The following is a 17,730-nucleotide window of genomic DNA, read 5'->3' on the forward strand; positions in this document are numbered from 1 at the left end:
GCCATGCCCGCGAAGGGTAAGCACCGCCGTCCCAAGTCCCTGCGTCTCACCCGCGGTTTCGCCGTCGCGGGAACCGGCTCGGCCGCGCTCGCGCTGCCGCTGCTCGGCGCGACCGGAGCGAACGCCGCCACCCCGGCGGCCGCGCCCGCCGCCGCCCCGCAGGCCGCGCACATCGCCGTCAAGGCGGCCGAGAAGCAGGCCGCGAAGAAGGCCGCTGAGAAGGCCGCCCCCGAGTCGTACTCCGTCGTCTCCGGCGACACGCTCTCCGGGATCGCCGCGCAGCTCGACGTGGACGGCGGCTGGAAGCAGCTGTACGAGGACAACCGCAAGGTCGTCGGCGGCGACCCGTCGCTCATCCTGCCCGGCCAGAAGCTGACGGTCGACGGCACGAAGGCCGAGGCCAAGGCGGCGCCCAAGGCGCCCAAGGCGGCCGAGGCTCCCGCGAAGCCCGCGAAGGCCGAGTCCGCGTCCGACACCGCGCAGGCCCAGCCCGAGGCTGCCGCCGGAGGCTTCACCGCCCCGGTCGAGGCGAGCATCTCCACCGCCTACCGCACCGCGGGCGGCATGTGGGCCAGCGGCTACCACACCGGCACCGACTTCGTCGTTCCGACCGGCACGCCCATCAAGGCGATCGGCGACGGCACCGTCGTCTCCGCCGGCTGGAGCGGCTCGTACGGCAACGAGGTCGTCATCCGGCACGCCGACGGGCACTACTCCCAGTACGCCCACATGACCTCCCTGAACGTGTCCAGCGGCCAGACGGTCAGCGGCGGCCAGCAGATCGGCCTGTCCGGCTCCACCGGCAACTCCACCGGCCCGCACCTGCACTTCGAGGTCCGCACCGGCCCGGACTACGGCTCCGACGTCGACCCGCTGGCCTACCTCCGCTCGCACGGCGTCACCGTCTGACACCGCACCCGCACGGCGCCGCGCACGGCGCCGACCGGACACCCCGCCCCTCCCCGGCTCACGTACGCCATCTCGTTCCGATACGAGGCGAACGTGCCCCGGTGCAGGGCGGGTTGTTCCGTTTCCGGGCGGGTGCGGTGCGGCGCGGTGCGGCGCGGCGCGGTGCGGGGCCTGGGGCTGGGGCCGGGGCTGGGGGTCAGGGCCAGGTCGGGCGGCCGCCGAGGTACGTCGCGGTGACGTGGACCTCGTCGTGCAGGGCCTCGGCGGGCACGGTGTGCGGGTCGCGGTTGAGCACGGTGAGGTCGGCGCGCATACCGGGGCGCAGCATGCCGGTCTCGTGCTCCAGGTGCAGCTGCCAGGCCGGGTTGACGGTCACGGCGCGCAGCGCCTCGTCGAGGGTGAGGCGCTCCTCGGCGCCGTGGACCCGGCCGCCGGGGTGGCTGCGGCGGGTGAGGGCGGTGGCGACGCCGGACAGCGGGTCGGTGGGGGAGCAGACGCCGTCGTTGTGCAGCGAGATCCGGTGACCCGCGTCCACGGCGGACCGCGCGGCCATCCAGCGCGCGGCGGCCTGAGGTCCGTACAGGTCGTCCGCGAGCACGTCGCCCCACCAGCGCACGTGGTCCATGAACAGGCTCACCGTCGCCCCGAGCCGGGCCGCCCGCCGGAACTGGTCCGGCGTGAGCGCGCCGCAGTGCTCCAGGCGCGGTCGCAGGGCGCGCAGCCGGTCCGGCCCGGCGGCCTTCTCGTACGCGGAGAGCACCGCCTCCGCCGTGATGTCGCCGTGCACATGGCAGGCGAGCGGGAAGCCCTGGGCGGTGAACGCGGCGGCCAGCTCCGCGAGTTGGCCGGGCCCGTAGTTCATCGTGCCGTGCGTGCAGCCGGTGAGGCCGAGCCGGCGGGCGGCCGCGCTGTCCTTGAGCGGGAAGCTGGTCGCGATGCTGCCCTGCCACGGCGTCCCGTCGGCCCACAGCTTCACGCCGGAGATGCCGAAGCCCGCCCGCGCGGGGGCGTGCCCGGCGAAGCGGTGCGCCGGGTCGGCGGCCGCCTCCGGGGTGCCCATCATGTACGCGCGCACCCGCACCGCGGCCTCCGGGTCCTCGGCGGCGGCGCGCAGCGCGGGCAGCAGCCGGGGCTCGGCGGCCATCTCCGTGACGGTGGTGATGCCCACGCGTGCGTGCTGCTCGAAGGACCAGCGCAGGGAGCGGGCGACGTTCGCCCCGTCCAGCCGGTCGCCCGCCACGGTGTTCATCAGGGCGATGACGGCGGCACTCTCGTGCGCCTCGCCGGTGGGTTCGCCGTGCGCGTCGCGGACGAAGCGGGCGCCGGCCGGGTCCGGCGTCGTGGCGGTGAGCCCGGCGGCGCGTACGGCGGCGGTGTTCGCGTAGGCCGCGTGCCCGCTGTTGGTGATCAGCACGAGGGGTGCGTGCGGGCTGAGCGAGTCGAGCAACTCCCGTGTGGGGAACGGGAGATCGCGTTGCAGGAGCAGATCGATCCCGTACGCGGCGACGGCCTCGCCGGGAGCCCCGGCGACGGCCGCGCGCACCTTCTCCAGGACGGCCCGCCCGGTCGGCACGGTGAACGGCCGGACGTCCAGGGCGGGCGGGGCGATGGCGAGCCCCATGATCGTGGGGTGCCCGTGCGCCTCGACGAACCCCGGCAGCAGCGCCTGTCCGCGCAGGTCCACGACCTCGGTGCGGGGGCCGCGCAGTTCGCGTACGTCGGATGCGGCGCCCACGGCGGTGATGGTGCCGTCGCGGACGGCGAGGGCTTCGGCGTGCGGGGCCGCGGGGTCCATGGTGAGCACGGGGCCGCCGGTGAGGATGAGCTGAGCAGTGGTGTCGGGCACGGGAGGTCTCCCTGGAGGACGGTCGTGGCTTGAGTCGGACGCTCAAGCGCCGAGGGCACGGTGCAGGGCGCTCAGGAACGGTTCGCCGCGGGGACCAGCCACGGCGCCGCCGCGAGCAGCAGATACCGCACACCGAGGCCCACCGCCGGGTCCGGTGCCGGGGCGAAGAGCGGCGAGTGATTGCGCGGGATGTGCGGCGGCAGCCCGTCCGCAAGCAGGTCGGCCGTGCCGAGCCCGGCCAACGCGGCCGGGTCGAGGCCGCCGAACACCCAGTACACGCACGGTGCCTCCAGGGCGCTGCCGAAATGCCCGAAGTCCTCGCTGCCGGTGGTGGGTCGAGGCAGCGTCAGCACCTGTCCGGCGCCGGGCGCGGCACGCAGGGAGCGGTGCACGGCATCGGTGGCGGCAGGGTCGTTGACGGTCATCGGGAAGCTGCTGAGCACCGTCGTCTCGGGTGGCTTCGGCGCCGCCGACGCGGCCGCCTCGGCCTGCACGATCCGCTCGACGGCCGCGAGCAGCTGCGCCCGTACGACAGGTGTGGTGCTGCGCAGCGTCAGCCTCAGGTCGGCCGTGTCCGGGATGATGTTGTCCCTGGTCCCGGCGTTGACCGAGCCGACGCTGAGCACGGCCGTGCGGTCGGGGTCCACCTCGCGCGACACCACGGTCTGCAGCCGCAGCACGACCGCCGCCGCCATCACCACCGGATCCACCGTCGCCGCCGGCGCCGACCCGTGCCCGCCCCTGCCGTGCAGCCGTACGGCCAGGGCGTCCGAGGCGGCCGTCATCGTGCCGGGGCGCAGCGCGACGAGCCCGGCCGGGGCGGGGGCCACATGCTGGGCGAGGCATACGTCGGCGCGCGGGAAGCGGTCGAGGAACCCGTCGTCGATCATCGCCGGGGCGCCGCCGACCTCCTCGGCGGGCTGGAACACCGCGACGACCGTGCCGCGCCAGGCCCCCCGGTGCTGCGCGAGCAGCGCGGTCGCGCCGAGCAGGCAGGTGACGTGCATGTCGTGGCCGCAGGCGTGCATCACCGGGACCTCCTGGCCGTCGGCGTCCACGGCGGTACGGGTCGAGGCGTACGGCAGCCCTGTGCCCTCCCGTACCGGCAGCGCGTCCATGTCCGCACGCAGCAGCACCACCGGTCCTGGCCCGTTCGCGAGGGTGCCGACGACCCCGGTGCCGCCGACGCCCTCGGTGACCGACCAGCCCTGCCCGCGCAGCCGCTCGGCGACGATCCCCGCCGTCCGCACCTCCTGGTGCGAGAGCTCGGGGTGGGCGTGCAGATCGCGGTAGAGGGCCTGGAGGGAAGGGAGCCGCCGGTCGAGGCCGGCGAGCAGGGGCGAGGAGGTCATGCGGGGGTCCCTTCGGTACGGGAGCGCGGCGGGCGGCTACGGAGGGCCGCGAGGAAGGAGTCGGTGTCCTGCGGGGTCACGAGGGAGAGGGCGAGCGTCAGCAGGGGACCGAGGGCCAGCACACAGAACGCGAGCTCGAACGAGGAGGCGTCGGCGATGACTCCGATCAGCGCGGGCGCGGTCATGCCTGCCACTTGCCCGCCGAGTACGACCACCGCACTGCCGACGCCGACCTGCTCAGGCGGCAGGCTGCGCAGCGGCACCGCGAAGATCGGCATGTAGCAGAGCGAGGCGGCGAAGACGGCGACCGTGCCGCACACCACGGCACCGGCCAGGCTCGGCGACAGCGCCATCAGGCACAGCGCCGGGGCGGCCACCGCCATGGCGGGCACGATCACCTTGCGGTGCCGCCCCTCGAACCGGTCGGCCAGCCGCCCGCCGGCCAGGGTGGCCACCGCGGCGCCGAGCGAGGGCACCGCCATCAGGACCCCGGCGGTGGTCAGGGACACCCCGCGCTCCGCGAAGAGGTACGACGGGATCCAGGTGCTCAGGCCCCAGGTGAGGGTCGCGTACCCGAACAGCATCCCGGCGAAGCGCCAGAGCACGCCCATGCGCAGTACGTCCCGCACGCGCGCCGAGGCTCCGCCGCTCTCCGCGGCCCGGTGCTGCGGTGCGGGCAGCCACCGCCGGACCGCCCCGTACACCAGGAGCCCGGCCGCGGCGGTGACCCAGAATGTGGCGCGCCAGCCGATGGCGGCCGCGAGCACCGGGACGACGAGCGGCGCGGCCACGGCGGCCAGGGCGTTGGAGCTCATGACCAGGCCCTGGGCGCCCATCCGTTCCGCCGGCGAGGTCCGCTCCACCAGCGCCTTCGTGGACGCGGACGGGAAGATCCCCTCGGCCGCCCCGAACGCGGACCGGACCACCAGCAGCACGGCGAACGACCAGGCCAGAGCGGTGGCGGCGGTGAAAACGGACCAGGCGAGCAGCGCCCAGCAGGTGACCCGCCCGGCGCCGAACCGGTCGGCGAGCATGCCGCCCGGTATCTGGCACAGCGCGTAGGCGACGAAGAACACGGAGACGAGCAGGCCCTGTTGGCCGAGTCCGATGTCGAACTCTGCGCCGATCGTGGGCAGTACGGCCGTGATGGCGAGCCGGTCGACGTAGTCGATGAACCAGGCCGCGAAGAGCAGCCCCACGGTGGTTCTGACCGGCGGGCTCATCTTCGGCCGGGACTTGCGGACTGCAGCGGGAGCACGGAGGAACGGCACGGCGGGCCTCTCTGGTACGGCTGCGGGGCGGGAACACCTGGGGGCCGGGTGGGGGCCGGGTGGGGGCCGGGTTCAGTCGAAGAGGTCGGGCTGCTCGGCGGTGATCTGGTCCCACAGCGGCCGCAGTTGGAACCAGCCGGACAGCGGCGTACCGATCTGCTCGCGCACCTCCAGCGCGGTCTCGCGGTCGATCGGATGGGGGTCGCCGGCGGCCATCGCGAGCAGCTGCGCCTGGCAGGAGCGCTCCATCGTGATGAACCACCAGGCCGCCTCGGCCACACTCCGACCCACCGTCAAGAGCCCGTGGTTGGCGAGGATCACGGCCTTGTGCGGGCCGAGCGCGGCGCCGATCCTGCGGCCCTCCTCGGTGTCGTTGACCACGCCGCGGAAGTCGTCGTAGAGCCCCTGGTCCTCGAAGAACGCGCAGGCGTCCTGGGTGAGCGGGTCGAGCGGGCGGCGCAGCGAGGCGAAGGCCTTGCCGTGCAACGAGTGCGCGTGCGCGGCGGCGACGGCGTCGGGGCGGGCCTTGTGCACCTCGGAGTGGATGCAGAACGCGGCCCGGTTCACCGGGCGGTCGCCCTCGACGACGTTGCCGTCGTGGTCGACGAGCACCAGGTCGGAGACCCTGATCTGGCTGAAGCTCATCCCGAAGGGGTTGACCCAGAACCACTGGGGGTTCTCCGGGTCCCGCGCCGTGAGGTGCCCGGCGACGCCCTCGGAGAAGCCGAACTTCCCGAACAGCCGGAAGGCGGCGGCGAGTTCCTGCTTGCGATGCAGCCGCTCCTCGGCCACGGATTCGAACTCGGGTGGCAGCATCGCCCGGAACCCGGGCGGCACGGGGCCGAGCCCGAGGTGGGGGTCGGGCGTGGGTGCGGGGGCGGTGGATGTGTCCATGGACGGGCCTCCTCGGGCGCACGGATGCGCAGCACAGCCGGATACGTACTCGTATCGGATACACACTTGTATCGAATACGGTGCTGTATCGTCGGCGGCGTCACGCAGACGTGTCAATGCCCAGGGAGGGTCACGTTGCCGAAGGGGCCCACGAAGAGGCGTCCGCAGACCACCGCGCGCCTGCTGGAGGCGGCGTTCGAGACGTTCGCCGAGCGCGGGTTCTACGGCACGTCGATCGGGGAGATCTGCGAGCGCGCCGGGTACACGCGCGGCGCGTTCTACTCCAACTTCCGCACCAAGGAAGCCCTGTTCTTCGCCCTGTTCGACCTGCACGCACAGCGCGTCGTCGACCGCCTGACCCGCGCGGTCGACGAGCTGGCGGAGCTGCCGGACACGGAGGACCCCGTCCGTACGGTGCTCACGCGGATGAGCGCCCTCGACGAGACCGAGCGCCGCTGGTACCTGCTCTCCACCGAGTTCACCCTGCACGCCATCCGGCACCCGGACGCGGCCCGCACACTCGCCGAGCACGACCGGCGCCTCCGCGAGGAGATCGCCGCCCTCCTCGGCCGCCTCTTCGACCGCCTCGGCCGGCGCCCGACCGTGGACCTGAACACCCTGGCCCGCCTCACGGCAGCCGTCCACGAGGGCTCGCTGGCCCAGAGCCTGGTCGAGCCGGACGAACTGGCGCCGGAGGAACTTGCGGTGACGTTCCTGCCGTTGCTGATGGACGCGGTGTCGGAGCGGCCTCGGGCGCGTGGCCGGCGGCGCGCGGAGTGACTGCGTTTCCGGCTTGATCGACTCGCGGGGCTCGGGCCTGTGAGGTCGCCCCTCCGCTGGTGGACAGCCGCTTCGACGACCCGGTGGCCCTGGCGCAGATCGGCACACACGGGACCACCGAGCTGACCCTGGCGGAGCGTACTGCGCCGGAGTCCGCGAACGGATGCGGGGGTTGGGGGCATGAGCATCTGAACGGACAACCCTGATGGTCACCTCGAGCTGCACCGGCCCGGCCCTTCGGCGTGGACGCCTGCGGCGATCTCCAGATCCGAACCCCCGCGCCCCCTGGCCTGGCCCTACCCCTCCGACATCACCGACGACAACGGCCTCATGCTCGACACCGAGCAGGGCCTGTGGGTCCACCCCAGGAGTCGTACGTCATCTCGTGCGACGGCTACCAGACTTCGCCCACGACCGGCTGGATCCCAAGGCCAGCTGATGGAAGCGGTCTACGACGACCTGTCGATCACCAACCGCACCGGCGTACGCATGTGGGCGCACATCATCATGATGTTCCGCACCTACGTACGCATGCCGGTCCTCGGCCACGGAGGGTCCAACGCGAAGGTCTGGTACGACAACGACCCCGAACCCGGCTGGGGCCCGGTCAACGAATGCGTCTCCACGACGGCCGCACGCGAGTACACGGCCAAGGAATCCTTCACGATCGACTCCTCGACGTGGATCGAACCCCGCCAGACCCGCGTGATCCACACCCGCCACCTGTACCGCAACTACACCGGCGAAGCGCAGCTCGTGAACTCCATGCAGTGGCGCCCGACTGGGATGACATTCCTGCCGTTCTCCAACGAGCTGGTCACCCTCACCCCGGCCGGGGCCTGACGGCAGCACTGACCGGCGCGTGTTCAAGGGCCGGTCAGTGCTGCCGTCAGCGGGCAGGACTCGGTGAACCGCCATAAGTGCGAGGACGAGGTGGGCGCGGTCGAAGCCGAGACCCATGAAGCCGTGCAAGTTCGTAGAAGTTCGCTGCGCCGCGCGGGGATGCGACTGCAAGCTGATGCAAAGAGATCGTGAGTCTCACCAACGGAGGCCAGGATGACCCTGCGCATGCTCGGCAAGGACCCCAACTCGCCTGACGGCAAGTCCGCGACGATCTACTACGACGACGTCAGAGACCGCTATCTGGTCCAGGGGCTGAAGGTCCTGGACGAGGAGCGGCTCTCGCAGATGGACCTGCCCGACTACGAGACCGTGGTCGAGATCCCCAAGTACATGGCGCAGTTCTTCCCGGAGGTGAACGGTGACAGCACAGAGCCCGACGTTCACTGACCTGTTCCGTCAGGCACGCCGCAGCGCGGTCCACCTGGAGATGCGCGACAGCTACATGGCCTCCGACCCTGCGTACCAGGCATGGCGCAGGGGGGAACGTGACAGGTCGGCCGACACTGATCCTGGGCAGCGGCCGTGGCTTCAGCTGATGCAGGAAACGACCGCACGCGGGGTGGAGGTACGGCGCGCCCGTGTCGTCTCGGTGCCCGAGTCCGACTACATCAGGTTCGAACACCACCTGAGCGACGCCAACGTCAAAGCCGGTGAGCAGATCCGGTGGCTGCCACGCCGCCAAGCTTCCCAACTGGCCCTGCCCGGCAACGACTTCTGGCTGTTCGACGACAGCCTCACCGTGTTTCTCCACTTCGCCGGTGACGGTGAACTCGCCCCGCACGATGATGAGGAACGCACCACCGACGCCACGGTGGTGCAGATGTGCTCGACGGCCTTCGAGGCCGTCTGGGACATCGCCGTCCCGCACCAGGACTACCACCTGTCCTGAACTACCAGTGAAACAGGCAGAACTACGTGTCGCCGTCGTCGCCAGTCTCCAGCGTCCAGCAGGCCCAGAAGGCTCTCGGGCAGCGCCTACGGGAGATCCGCAAGGACCGTGGCCTGACCGCACGCGCACTGGCGACGGCGGCCGGCTGGCACGAGTCGAAGGCGTCCCGCCTGGAGAACGGCAAGACACCGCCGTCCGACGACGACATCCGCACGTACACCCGCCTGTGCCACGCATGGGAGCAAGAGCAGGACCTGATAGCCACCGCACGTGGCATCGAAGGCATGTACATCGAGTGGCGCCGCCTGGAGCGGTCAGGACTCAAGCGGGTGCAGGAGTCGGTGCTGCCACTGTTCGAGCGCACCAACCGCTTCCTCTTCTACCAGTCCTGGGTCGTTCCCGGCCTGTTGCAGACCCCCGAGTACACGCGAGCTGTGCTGAACACCGCCGTCTCCCTGCGAGGCGCGCCTGACGACGTCGATGACGCCCTGCAGGTCCGAGTCGATCGCCAACAGGTTCTGCACACACGGCCGAAGCAGTTCGCCATGCTCCTGGAGGAGTGGGTGCTGCGCACGGTCATCGGGGATGCGGACGTCATGGCCACGCAGCTCGGCCACCTGATCGCCTCGACCGCGCTCCCATCGGTGAGCCTGGGCATCATCCCCATGGGCGTACCGCGAGGCGACGCCTGGCCCACGGAATCCTTCACCGTGTACGACAACGCCCAGACGTGCGTGGAACTTGTGTCGGCCAACCTCACGGTCACGCAGCCGGGGGAGATCGGCGACTACCTCAGGACCTTCTCCGAGCTGTCCAACATCGCGGTCTACGGCGCCGCCGCGCGCAAGTTGATCACCAAGGCGATCGACGCCCTCGGATGAGCCGCGCAAGTCCATAGAAGTTCATTGAGCCGCGGGTTCAACGGAGCCGATCCTCAACGAAACGCAGATGAACAGCCGTTTCGCAGCCCAGAGGTGATCCGCATGCACAGTCCGTCTCGGTACAAGGCGGCGCAAGCCGACCACACGAGAGCGCCCGGAAACGCCGACCTCGACGAGATGAACCGCGTGGTCAAAGAGCTGTCCCTGTTGCCTCCCGCGCCCGCGTCGCACGAAACGCTGGGCGTGGAATGCCGCCGGCTGCGCGACTACCCCAACGCGCTCCACGAGTCCATCGCCACCGACGATGCCACCCTGCGCCGGGACGCTCGTCGCCTCCTCGACGTCCAGGCATGGCCGTCCCAGGACGCCACCAGGAGCACGTGGGCCGCTCACCGCATGGACTTGGGGCGCCTCGCCAGGAATACCTGCGTCTCGCCGACCCATGCAGGCGTGTGCACATTGCCAGGACCCGGAGTACGCGCGCTGCGTCTGCCCAGGACTCCGCGGGCGCGGGGGTGGCCGGTGAATGACTACCCGGCCGTGCGCTGCACGCACTGCGGCCGCAGCATCGCCATCGAGCCGCCCGGCGCGCTCTGCTACTGCGGGAAGCAGCCGTGAGCCGCCACCGCTGCCACAACCTCGGCGAAGCACTCGCCACCGCCGTGATCGCCATCGCGGTGATCATCACGTTCAGCGCCCTGCTCTACCAGGTCGTCGTACGCCCCTGAAGCCTCCCCGCCTCGACGGCGCGCGCACGCCGACGCACGCCGACGGGGGCCGGGGCCCTCAACTCCGCCCCTTCCCGCTCTGAATCCCCGGTCGGTAAGGGCGCGGGCCCAGCGAGAGGACTCACGTGCACCAGCTCGTCGCCAGTCCCCAGCAGAACACCTACCTGCTCGCGCTGCCCGGATACCGCAACGGTGCCCGGCTCCCCGAACCCCACTACAACCAGCTCCTCGACGCGGCCGCATCAGACGAACCGGTGCCCGCCTGGTTGGCCCGGATGGCTGCCGACGCGTGGGGCCTGGACCTGGCCGGTCAGCCGATGAACCCTACGGTGCTGGTGCGGCCGCGTACCGCGTGGAACTACTCGCGGGCCACCTGGGAGGTCAACAAGGGCTGCAACTTCAACTGCGAGCACTGCTACCTGGCCCAGCGCACCTTTGAGGGCATGACCCTCCAGGACAAGTTCCGCCTGATCGACATGCTCTGGGACGCCGGGGTGCTGTGGCTCCAGTTCACCGGCGGCGAGCCGACCATCGACAAGGACTTTCCCGCCGCGTACGAATACGCCTACCGGCAGGGCATGTTGCTGGAGATCCTCACCAACGGCTCCCGCCTGGCCCACCGTCCGCTCCTGGACCTGCTGACCCGCCTGCGCCCCCACAAGACCACCGTCTCGTTGTACGGGGCGAGCGATGCGTCCGCCGAAGCCCTGACCCGTACGCCCGGAGCGTTCACGCGCCTCCTGAAGGGGCTGACCGCGATCCAGGCGGCGGGGCTGAACACCGAGATCGCGATCATCATCACCCGCCACAACGCCCACGAGGTCGATGCCATGCGCGCCCTTGCCCGCGACTTGGCCGACACGGTGACCGAGTACGCGACGATTTCCCCGACCTACGACGGGCAGCCCCACCCGCTCGCGGCCCAGGCGCCCGGATTCCACGACCGACAGAGCGCGTTCGCCGGCTGCCCGGCCGGTCACACGTTCTTCCACGTCGACCCGTTCGGCCAGGCCACGATGTGCAAGGTCGGCCGGGAGAACCCCATCAGTCTTCTGGACACCGGCCTCGACGGGCTCACTCGCCTGCCTCGAATCGCCGATGCTCAGATGCTTCGCACCGGAGGCTGTGCGGGCTGCAAACTCTCCGGCACCTGCCGAGTCTGCCGCCCGCTTGCCAAGGCTTCCCAGGAGGCGAAGGCACCACTGGAAACCTACTGCCAGCACGGACAACGAAAGGGAGTGCCCGCATGACTGCCGTGGCCGTAGAGATCACCCCCCGATCCGTCGCGCCCGTCGAACCCAAGGAGATCACTGCCCCCGTCCTCGTCGAGGACCTGGAGGCACTGACCGACGGGGCCGTTCCTGGATGCGGCGACGACAACCCCTACCGGTAAGCAGCACCCTGACTGCCGCCTCGCCCCTCCGGCGGGGCGGCAGCCGACACCCCCTGGAGCCTGCATCGTGCCCACCGAACGCATCCCTTATGACGTGCTCCCCGCCGGTCTTCGCGCCGCGATCGAGAAACAGGCCGGACCCATCCGCCAAGTCCACACCGTCGAGGCCGGGTTCAACTCCGCTATCTCCGCCCGGCTGACGACCGGGCATGGCATCGTGTTCCTCAAGGGCCTGCCCGCCGACCACCCCCGCATCGACACACTGCACCGTGAAGTCGCCATCAACGCGCACGTCACCCACGTCTCCCCGAGCCTCGTATGGCACGTGCAGGTCGCGGGCTGGGAGGTCCTGGCCTTCGAAGCGATCGATGGTCCGCACGCGGACTTCCACGACAGCGACAACCTCGTCCGCGTCGCCGACACCCTCACCCACCTCTCCCAAACCCGCGCGCCCGACGGCCTCGACCTGCGCCACGCGGAACAGCGCCTGGCCGCATACGCACCCGCCGCCGCCCTGCCGTACTTCGCCGGGGACACCCTCGCGCACACCGACCCCAACCCCACCAACATCCTGATCAGCGACGGCCGCGCCGTACTCGTCGACTGGGCCTGGGCCACCCGCGCCGCGCCCTGGCTGGACGCCGCGTACTGGGTGCTGTGGCTCGTCGCCGACGGCCACAGCCCCGAGGCCGCAGAGCGCTGGGCAGCTCACATCCCGGCCTTCCGTACGGCCCCTTCCGTCGGGGTGAACGCCTTCGCGAGCGCCAACGAACAACTCTGGTCCGGTATCGCGGCCGACGATCCCGATCCGTGGACCCAACGCGTCCACGCCGCAGCCAAGCAGTGGACCGCACACCGCACCCGGCACAGCTGACCGGATGGCAGCCCGGCCGTTGAGATGTGAGGAGAGGCCCTTGCCGCACAGCGACGCCACACTCAACGCCCGCACCTGGGACCAGATCGCCTCCACCATGCGCACCGAGGCCGACGAAGTCTCCTGGCTGTTCCGCACCGCCCCCGGCCCCGGCCTCGACATCCTCGGCGACTGGGCATCCAGCGCGGAATCGGCGTCGACGTGTCCCCGACCTGCATCCACACCGCCATGACCCGCTACCGCGACGACCGGCTCGAATGGTGGCTCGGCGACGCCTGCACCATCACACGCCGCCTGCCCGAACTCGACGTCGCGTACTCGATGTTCGGATACGTGGAAACGGTGTTCCATGCCATCGAACCCAGCTCCGGCCGGCACTCACGTCCGGCAGTCAGCAACGTGCAAGCGACTGGTATTCCGCAGCGATGAGGAACAGTTCAGATGCGGGCCAGTGCGGCGGTGATGAAGCGGGCGGCGCGGGTCAAGGCCGCGTCGGCCTCGTCCAGTGTGCCTTCGAAGGTCTGGAAGACATGGGGGACGTCGGCGGTGATGTCGAGCTGGACGTCGACCCCGGCCGCGGCCGCCCGAACAGCGAATCGGGTGGAGTCGTCCAGGAGGACCTCGTTGGAGCCGGCCTGGAGCAGCAGTGGGGGCAGCCCGGTCGGGTCGGCGTGGAGAGCCGGGCTCAGCAGCGGCTGGTCGGGGGCCTGTCCGGCCAGGTAGTGGGCGAAGATGGTGGTCAGGCTCGCGCGGGTGAAGAGCGGGTCGGCGTCGTGCTTGGTGGTCATGCTCTCGCCCGAGAGGGTGGCGTCCAGGCCCGGGGAGAAGGCGACCGCGGCGGCCGGCATCGGCAGTCCGGCCTCGCGGGCGGTGAGCAGGGTGGTGATGCTGAGGCCGCCTCCGGCCGACTCCCCGGCCAGGACGATCTCCTCGGCCGGAATGCCCTGGTCCAGCAGGTCGCGGTAGGCGGCGAGGCCGTCCTCGACGGCAGCGGGGAAGGGGTGCTCGGGGGCGAGCCGGTAGTCGACCGAGACGGCGCGGACGCCGGTGCGGCGTACCAGCGCGGCAGTGAGTTGCAGGGCCGTGGCGGGTGAACCGAAGACCCAGCCTCCGCCGTGGAAGTAGACGATCGTCCCGGTGGCGGGGCTGCCCTCGGGCTCGACGGTCAGGGCGGGACGCCCGCCGAGTACGGAGGGGGTGACGGTCACCCCGGCCGGGGCCGGGTCCGAGGTCATCTGGGTCTCGAATTCCTTGCGCAGCTGCTCGGGCGGGAGGCTGGCCTCGAACGGGGCCTGCCGCATCAGAGCGTCGACTGTCGCGCGCTGGGCCTTGCTCATGCCATCCTCCAGATGAGTGCTGTTCTTCACCAGGAATGATATTCCTGGGAATATCATTCCCTCGAATCTGGAGCAGAGTGTGACCGACCTCACGCAGGCGTTCATGGACCTTGTCCGCTACGAGACCAGGCTCTACAACGCGCTGGGCGAACGACTGCGCGCCCAGCACGGTCTGACGATGGGTCAGTTCGAGTTCCTGCGCATCATCGACAGTCGGGACGACTGCCGGGTCAACGACCTGGCCGAGGAGGCCGCCATCACCGTCGGGGCGACCAGTAAGGGAGTGGACCGCCTGGAGGCCGCAGGCTGGGTGGTCCGGCGCCCCAATCCCAGCAACCGCCGCTCGTCCCTGCTGGAGGTGACCTCCGATGGCGGCAAGTTGCTGGCCGCTGCCACGCCCACTTTCGAGGAAGGTCTGCGCTCCTGGCTCGCCGAGCCGCTGACGGCCGGCTCGCTGGAGCAGCTGGCGTCCACCGTCGCCCTGCTGCGCAGGACGTTGGAGGACGCCTCGGCGGGAATGCCTGCCGGCTAGGAGCGTGTCCCGGCAATGGGCTACCGCCTGTGTTTTGGTGAATATGGCTGTACGTGCCAATTGGCGCCCAGGGGGCGAGCGTGCCCATCTTGGCTCGGTTGGTGGGCTTCCTCACGATGCAAAGTCAGAAGGTGTGCAAAACGGGTCATTCGCTCGTCCGAACGTTACATACGGTGGCGTAAGTCACTCGGCAAGGTGAAAGATGTGCCGACGTGGCAGACGATTCGACCCCCCTCAACAGCACCCCGGTCCCCAGCTCCTACGCGGCCGTAGGTGACAGCTTCAGCGAAGGCGTCGGAGACCCTGGCCCGGACGGCGACTTCGTCGGCTGGGCCGACCGGTTCGCCGTGCTCCTGTCCGACCGGCACCCCGAGCACACCTTCCAATACACCAACCTCGCCGTACGCGGGAAGCTGCTCGACCAGATCGTGACCGACCAGGTGCCGCGGGCCAAGCAGCTCGCCCCCGAGCTGGTCAGCTTCTGTGCCGGCGGCAACGACATCATCCGCCCCGGCACCGACCCGGACGACGTCGCCGAGCGCTTCGAGCGGGCCGTCGCCGACCTCAAGGAGTCGGTCGGCACGGTCATGATCACCACCGGCTTCGACACCCGTGGCGTGCCGGTTCTCCGGCACCTGCGGGGCAAGATCGCCACGTACAACGCGCATGTCCGCGCCGTCGCCGACCGCTACGGCTGCCCCGTGCTCGACCTCTGGTCCCTCAAGTCCGTGCAGGACCGCCGTGCCTGGGACGGCGACCGGCTGCACCTGTCGCCCGAGGGACACACCCGCGTCGCGCTGCGCGCCGCCCAGGTGCTCGGCCTGGACGTCCCGGTCGACCCCGACCAGCCGTGGCCGCCGCTGCCGCCGCGCGGCACCCTCGAAGTGCGGCGCGACGACATCCAGTGGGCCCGCGAGTACCTGGTGCCGTGGATCGGGCGCAGGCTGCGCGGCGAGTCCTCCGGCGACCATGTGTCGGCCAAGGGCGTGGTCGACCCGTACGTCCTCAAGTCCCAGCTGAAGTCCGCCACTTGACGCTGCCGTGGAGGTGGTCCCGTGGCGGCGGTCAAGTGGCGGCGGTGCCGTGGGTCCTCAGCCGCTCGCCCGTACGTCCCGGATCTCGCAGAAGTCCTTGAAACCCTGACTGTTCAGGCCGAGCGCCGAGTTGTAGCGGGAGCGCAGGTTCTCCACCGCGACCAGCATCGTCAGCTCGACGAACGCCGGCTCGCCCAGGCGCCCCACGAGCCGCGCGGCCAGCTCGTCGGTGACCTCGGGCGGGTTGGCGGTCATGGCCTCCGCGTACGCCATGACGTCCCGCTCAAGGTCCGAGTACGCGTCGCTGTCGCGCCAGAGCGGCACGTCCTGGAGCTTGCGCTCGTCCATGCCGCGGCCGTGCTCCTTCCAGTACCCGAAGTCCATGCACCACGAGCAGCCGATCGACGCCGCCGACGCCATCACGGCCAGCGCCTGGAGATCCGCGTCGAGCTTGTCCCATCGGTTCACGCTCTGCTCGAACCGCAACTGCGCCCACAGCAACTTGGGGTGGTGCCCGGACGCCCTCACCGGGTCCATGACCTTGCCGTACGCGCGCGTGCAGTACCACTCCACGAACCGGTTGAGGAGAGTGCGGCGCGGCGTCAGAGAGATGCGGGCCATGGGGCCACCTCCGGGTGGGGCCGTACGGCGGCGCCGTACGGGTCGGTCGTACGGTCGCCCGTACGTCTGTCACCCCTGCGACGGACGGCGGGCGGCGGAATGTGACATCGCGGGGAGGACGGCGAGGATGCGTGACGGGGGCGTCGTCCGGGAGGCCTCACGACGCGTTGTCAGACCCCTCGCACATAATGGAAAACCTGACCGAACCGCTTCGCTGGAGGATCCGTGACCGGCTTCCGTTCCCTACGCTCCGGGCTCCGCTCGCGGCGGCCCGCATCCTTCGGTGCCGATCCGACCGGTGAGCGCCTGGCGCGGATCCACAGGTCGCCGAACTTCGCGGACGGCCGGTTCACCAACCCGGTGGGTGCGCGGGTCGGCCCGCTCGGCTCCAAGGTCCAGTTCGCGAAGACGTACTTCCGCAAGGAGGAGCGGCTGCGCCGGGCGCCCTCCGGCACCGTGCCCGTGCACCCGACGACCCTCGCCGACCTCGCGCGCCCGCCCGCGAGCGGCCTGCGGCTGACGTGGATGGGGCACTCCAGCGTGCTCGCGGAGATCGACGGCCGCCGGGTGCTGTTCGACCCGGTCTGGGGAGAGCGCTGCTCTCCGTTCGCGTTCGCCGGGCCGAAGCGGCTGCATCCGGTGCCGGTCCCGCTCACCGCGCTCGGCCCCGTGGACGCGGTGGTCATCTCGCACGACCACTACGACCACCTGGACCTGCCCACCATCAAGTCGCTGGCCGGCACGGACACGGTCTTCGCGGTCCCGCTGGGCGTCGGTGCGCACCTGGAGCACTGGGGCGTGTCCCCGGACCGGCTGCGCGAGCTGGACTGGCACGAGCGGACGGACATCGCGGGACTCGCCCTCACCGCCACCCCGGCCCGGCACTTCTGCGGCCGCGGCCTGCGCAACGAGCAGCACACGCTGTGGGCGTCCTGGGTCGTGGCGGGCGACGAGCACCGCATCTTCCACTCCGGGGACACCGGGTACTTCCCCGGCTTCCGTGACATCGGCGCGGAGCACGGCCCGTTCGACGCGACGATGATCCAGATCGGCGCCTACAGCGAGTACTGGCCGGACATCCACATGACCCCCGAGGAGGGCGTCCAGGCCCACCTCGACCTCCAGGGCGGCCGGCCGCACGGCGCGCTCCTTCCCATCCACTGGGGCACGTTCAACCTGGCGCCGCACCCGTGGGCCGAGCCCGGCGAGTGGACCGGACACGCCGCCGGACGGGCCGCCCAGCCGATCGCCGCGCCACGGCCGGGCGAGCCGTTCGAGCCCGCGGGGGAGCTGCCCACCGAGGCCTGGTGGCGCCCCGTGTCCCCACCGTTCGCCGCCCGGCCGTGGCGGACCGGGCGGGCGGCGGAGCAGGTCGGCAGCGCGCGCGAGATCGCCGAGGCGACCGACCTCCCCGATGACCGTGCCCGCGCCCGGTAGGCCGCCGCATGCCGAGCCCGTCGCTGGTGCGGTGGGAGGCGTCGGCAGT

21 protein-coding genes are annotated in these 17,730 nt (G+C 71.1%); 15 read left to right on the forward strand and 6 right to left on the reverse strand.

Translation table 11 applies throughout. From position 1 onward, the window contains the following. Positions 1-3: 3 nt before the first annotated feature. On the forward strand, positions 4-909 hold the full coding sequence (locus tag QIS99_RS04325) for a M23 family metallopeptidase (protein WP_282510518.1): 906 nt from the start codon (positions 4-6) through the stop codon (positions 907-909). Positions 910-1,105: 196 nt separating this feature from the next. Here the strand turns inward: QIS99_RS04325 and QIS99_RS04330 are convergent, their stop codons facing one another. The 4 genes from QIS99_RS04330 to QIS99_RS04345 form a co-directional block, all read right to left on the reverse strand. Beyond that, the gene (locus tag QIS99_RS04330; RefSeq protein WP_282510521.1) at positions 1,106-2,755 is read right to left on the reverse strand and encodes an amidohydrolase; all 1,650 of its coding nucleotides are present in this window, start codon (positions 2,753-2,755) and stop codon (positions 1,106-1,108) included. A 71-nt stretch (positions 2,756-2,826) separates the two neighbouring features. Next, on the reverse strand, positions 2,827-4,107 hold the full coding sequence (locus tag QIS99_RS04335) for an amidohydrolase (RefSeq protein ID WP_282510523.1): 1,281 nt from the start codon (positions 4,105-4,107) through the stop codon (positions 2,827-2,829). Beyond that, on the reverse strand, positions 4,104-5,378 hold the full coding sequence (locus QIS99_RS04340) for an MFS transporter (protein ID WP_282510525.1): 1,275 nt from the start codon (positions 5,376-5,378) through the stop codon (positions 4,104-4,106). Before QIS99_RS04340 ends, QIS99_RS04335 begins: the two co-directional genes overlap by 4 nt. A gap of 72 nt (positions 5,379-5,450) precedes the next feature. Continuing rightward, on the reverse strand, positions 5,451-6,272 hold the full coding sequence (locus QIS99_RS04345; protein WP_408909475.1) for a class II aldolase/adducin family protein: 822 nt from the start codon (positions 6,270-6,272) through the stop codon (positions 5,451-5,453). Between the two features lie 135 nt (positions 6,273-6,407). On the opposite strand from QIS99_RS04345, the gene QIS99_RS04350 reads away from it, so the two are divergent. From QIS99_RS04350 to QIS99_RS04400, 11 genes are all read left to right on the forward strand, one after another. Then, the gene (locus tag QIS99_RS04350; protein WP_282510527.1) at positions 6,408-7,052 is read left to right on the forward strand and encodes a TetR/AcrR family transcriptional regulator; all 645 of its coding nucleotides are present in this window, start codon (positions 6,408-6,410) and stop codon (positions 7,050-7,052) included. Positions 7,053-7,490: 438 nt separating this feature from the next. Continuing rightward, entirely contained in the window at positions 7,491-7,895 is a 405-nt protein-coding gene (locus QIS99_RS04355; RefSeq protein WP_282510529.1) for a hypothetical protein, read from the forward strand. Between the two features lie 213 nt (positions 7,896-8,108). Next, complete coding sequence (locus QIS99_RS04360; RefSeq protein ID WP_282510531.1) at positions 8,109-8,342, forward strand: hypothetical protein; 234 nt, start codon at positions 8,109-8,111, stop codon at positions 8,340-8,342. Between the two features lie 40 nt (positions 8,343-8,382). Then, positions 8,383-8,844, forward strand: a complete 462-nt coding sequence (locus tag QIS99_RS04365) for a DUF6879 family protein (protein ID WP_282510792.1) — start codon at positions 8,383-8,385, stop codon at positions 8,842-8,844. 26 nt (positions 8,845-8,870) lie between these two features. Continuing rightward, complete coding sequence (locus QIS99_RS04370) at positions 8,871-9,725, forward strand: helix-turn-helix domain-containing protein (protein ID WP_282510532.1); 855 nt, start codon at positions 8,871-8,873, stop codon at positions 9,723-9,725. A gap of 102 nt (positions 9,726-9,827) precedes the next feature. Continuing rightward, positions 9,828-10,343, forward strand: a complete 516-nt coding sequence (locus QIS99_RS04375) for a hypothetical protein (protein WP_282510533.1) — start codon at positions 9,828-9,830, stop codon at positions 10,341-10,343. A gap of 235 nt (positions 10,344-10,578) precedes the next feature. Next, a complete protein-coding gene (locus QIS99_RS04380) occupies positions 10,579-11,703 on the forward strand; it encodes a radical SAM protein (protein WP_282510534.1) in 1,125 nt (374 codons plus the stop codon). After that, on the forward strand, positions 11,700-11,846 hold the full coding sequence (locus QIS99_RS04385) for a hypothetical protein (protein WP_282510535.1): 147 nt from the start codon (positions 11,700-11,702) through the stop codon (positions 11,844-11,846). Before QIS99_RS04380 ends, QIS99_RS04385 begins: the two co-directional genes overlap by 4 nt. Before the next feature lie 67 nt (positions 11,847-11,913). Further along, entirely contained in the window at positions 11,914-12,720 is an 807-nt protein-coding gene (locus QIS99_RS04390) for a protein kinase family protein (RefSeq protein WP_282510536.1), read from the forward strand. 40 nt (positions 12,721-12,760) lie between these two features. Further along, a complete protein-coding gene (locus QIS99_RS04395) occupies positions 12,761-12,952 on the forward strand; it encodes a hypothetical protein (protein WP_282510538.1) in 192 nt (63 codons plus the stop codon). Further along, the gene (locus QIS99_RS04400; RefSeq protein ID WP_282510539.1) at positions 12,949-13,149 is read left to right on the forward strand and encodes a hypothetical protein; all 201 of its coding nucleotides are present in this window, start codon (positions 12,949-12,951) and stop codon (positions 13,147-13,149) included. The genes QIS99_RS04395 and QIS99_RS04400 overlap by 4 nt, the downstream gene beginning before the upstream one ends. A gap of 8 nt (positions 13,150-13,157) precedes the next feature. Here QIS99_RS04400 and QIS99_RS04405 read toward each other — a convergent pair whose 3' ends face one another. Next, positions 13,158-14,057, reverse strand: a complete 900-nt coding sequence (locus tag QIS99_RS04405; protein ID WP_282510542.1) for an alpha/beta hydrolase — start codon at positions 14,055-14,057, stop codon at positions 13,158-13,160. Positions 14,058-14,136: 79 nt separating this feature from the next. On the opposite strand from QIS99_RS04405, the gene QIS99_RS04410 reads away from it, so the two are divergent. Both QIS99_RS04410 and QIS99_RS04415 read left to right on the forward strand, forming a co-directional pair. After that, positions 14,137-14,589, forward strand: coding sequence for a MarR family winged helix-turn-helix transcriptional regulator (locus tag QIS99_RS04410; RefSeq protein ID WP_282510545.1), 453 nt, complete (start codon positions 14,137-14,139; stop codon positions 14,587-14,589). 212 nt (positions 14,590-14,801) lie between these two features. Next, positions 14,802-15,623, forward strand: a complete 822-nt coding sequence (locus QIS99_RS04415) for an SGNH/GDSL hydrolase family protein (protein ID WP_282510547.1) — start codon at positions 14,802-14,804, stop codon at positions 15,621-15,623. A 57-nt stretch (positions 15,624-15,680) separates the two neighbouring features. Here the strand turns inward: QIS99_RS04415 and QIS99_RS04420 are convergent, their stop codons facing one another. Beyond that, positions 15,681-16,244 carry a carboxymuconolactone decarboxylase family protein gene (locus QIS99_RS04420; RefSeq protein ID WP_282510549.1) on the reverse strand — a complete coding sequence of 188 codons (564 nt, stop codon included), beginning with the start codon at positions 16,242-16,244 and terminating at the stop codon, positions 15,681-15,683. A gap of 225 nt (positions 16,245-16,469) precedes the next feature. Between QIS99_RS04420 and QIS99_RS04425 the strand changes: the two genes are divergently transcribed. Beyond that, a complete protein-coding gene (locus QIS99_RS04425; RefSeq protein ID WP_282510551.1) occupies positions 16,470-17,681 on the forward strand; it encodes an MBL fold metallo-hydrolase in 1,212 nt (403 codons plus the stop codon). Positions 17,682-17,730: the final 49 nt, after the last annotated feature.

The organism is Streptomyces solicavernae (assembly GCF_029968095.1).
Classification (GTDB): Bacteria; Actinomycetota; Actinomycetes; order Streptomycetales; family Streptomycetaceae; genus Streptomyces; species Streptomyces solicavernae.

What these genes read in the sequence shown, in the direction of transcription:
- QIS99_RS04375 (WP_282510533.1), top strand. Translation starts at nt 9,828, where the DNA reads ATGCACAGTCCGTCTCGGTACAAGGCGGCGCAAGCCGACCACACGAGA.
- QIS99_RS04365 (WP_282510792.1), top strand. Translation starts at nt 8,383, where the DNA reads ATGCGCGACAGCTACATGGCCTCCGACCCTGCGTACCAGGCATGGCGC.
- QIS99_RS04335 (WP_282510523.1), bottom strand. Translation starts at nt 4,107, where the DNA reads ATGACCTCCTCGCCCCTGCTCGCCGGCCTCGACCGGCGGCTCCCTTCC.
- QIS99_RS04420 (WP_282510549.1), bottom strand. Translation starts at nt 16,244, where the DNA reads ATGGCCCGCATCTCTCTGACGCCGCGCCGCACTCTCCTCAACCGGTTC.
- QIS99_RS04355 (WP_282510529.1), top strand. Translation starts at nt 7,491, where the DNA reads ATGGAAGCGGTCTACGACGACCTGTCGATCACCAACCGCACCGGCGTA.
- QIS99_RS04385 (WP_282510535.1), top strand. Translation starts at nt 11,700, where the DNA reads ATGACTGCCGTGGCCGTAGAGATCACCCCCCGATCCGTCGCGCCCGTC.
- QIS99_RS04400 (WP_282510539.1), top strand. Translation starts at nt 12,949, where the DNA reads ATGACCCGCTACCGCGACGACCGGCTCGAATGGTGGCTCGGCGACGCC.
- QIS99_RS04405 (WP_282510542.1), bottom strand. Translation starts at nt 14,057, where the DNA reads ATGAGCAAGGCCCAGCGCGCGACAGTCGACGCTCTGATGCGGCAGGCC.
- QIS99_RS04345 (WP_408909475.1), bottom strand. Translation starts at nt 6,272, where the DNA reads ATGGACACATCCACCGCCCCCGCACCCACGCCCGACCCCCACCTCGGG.
- QIS99_RS04325 (WP_282510518.1), top strand. Translation starts at nt 4, where the DNA reads ATGCCCGCGAAGGGTAAGCACCGCCGTCCCAAGTCCCTGCGTCTCACC.
- QIS99_RS04360 (WP_282510531.1), top strand. Translation starts at nt 8,109, where the DNA reads ATGACCCTGCGCATGCTCGGCAAGGACCCCAACTCGCCTGACGGCAAG.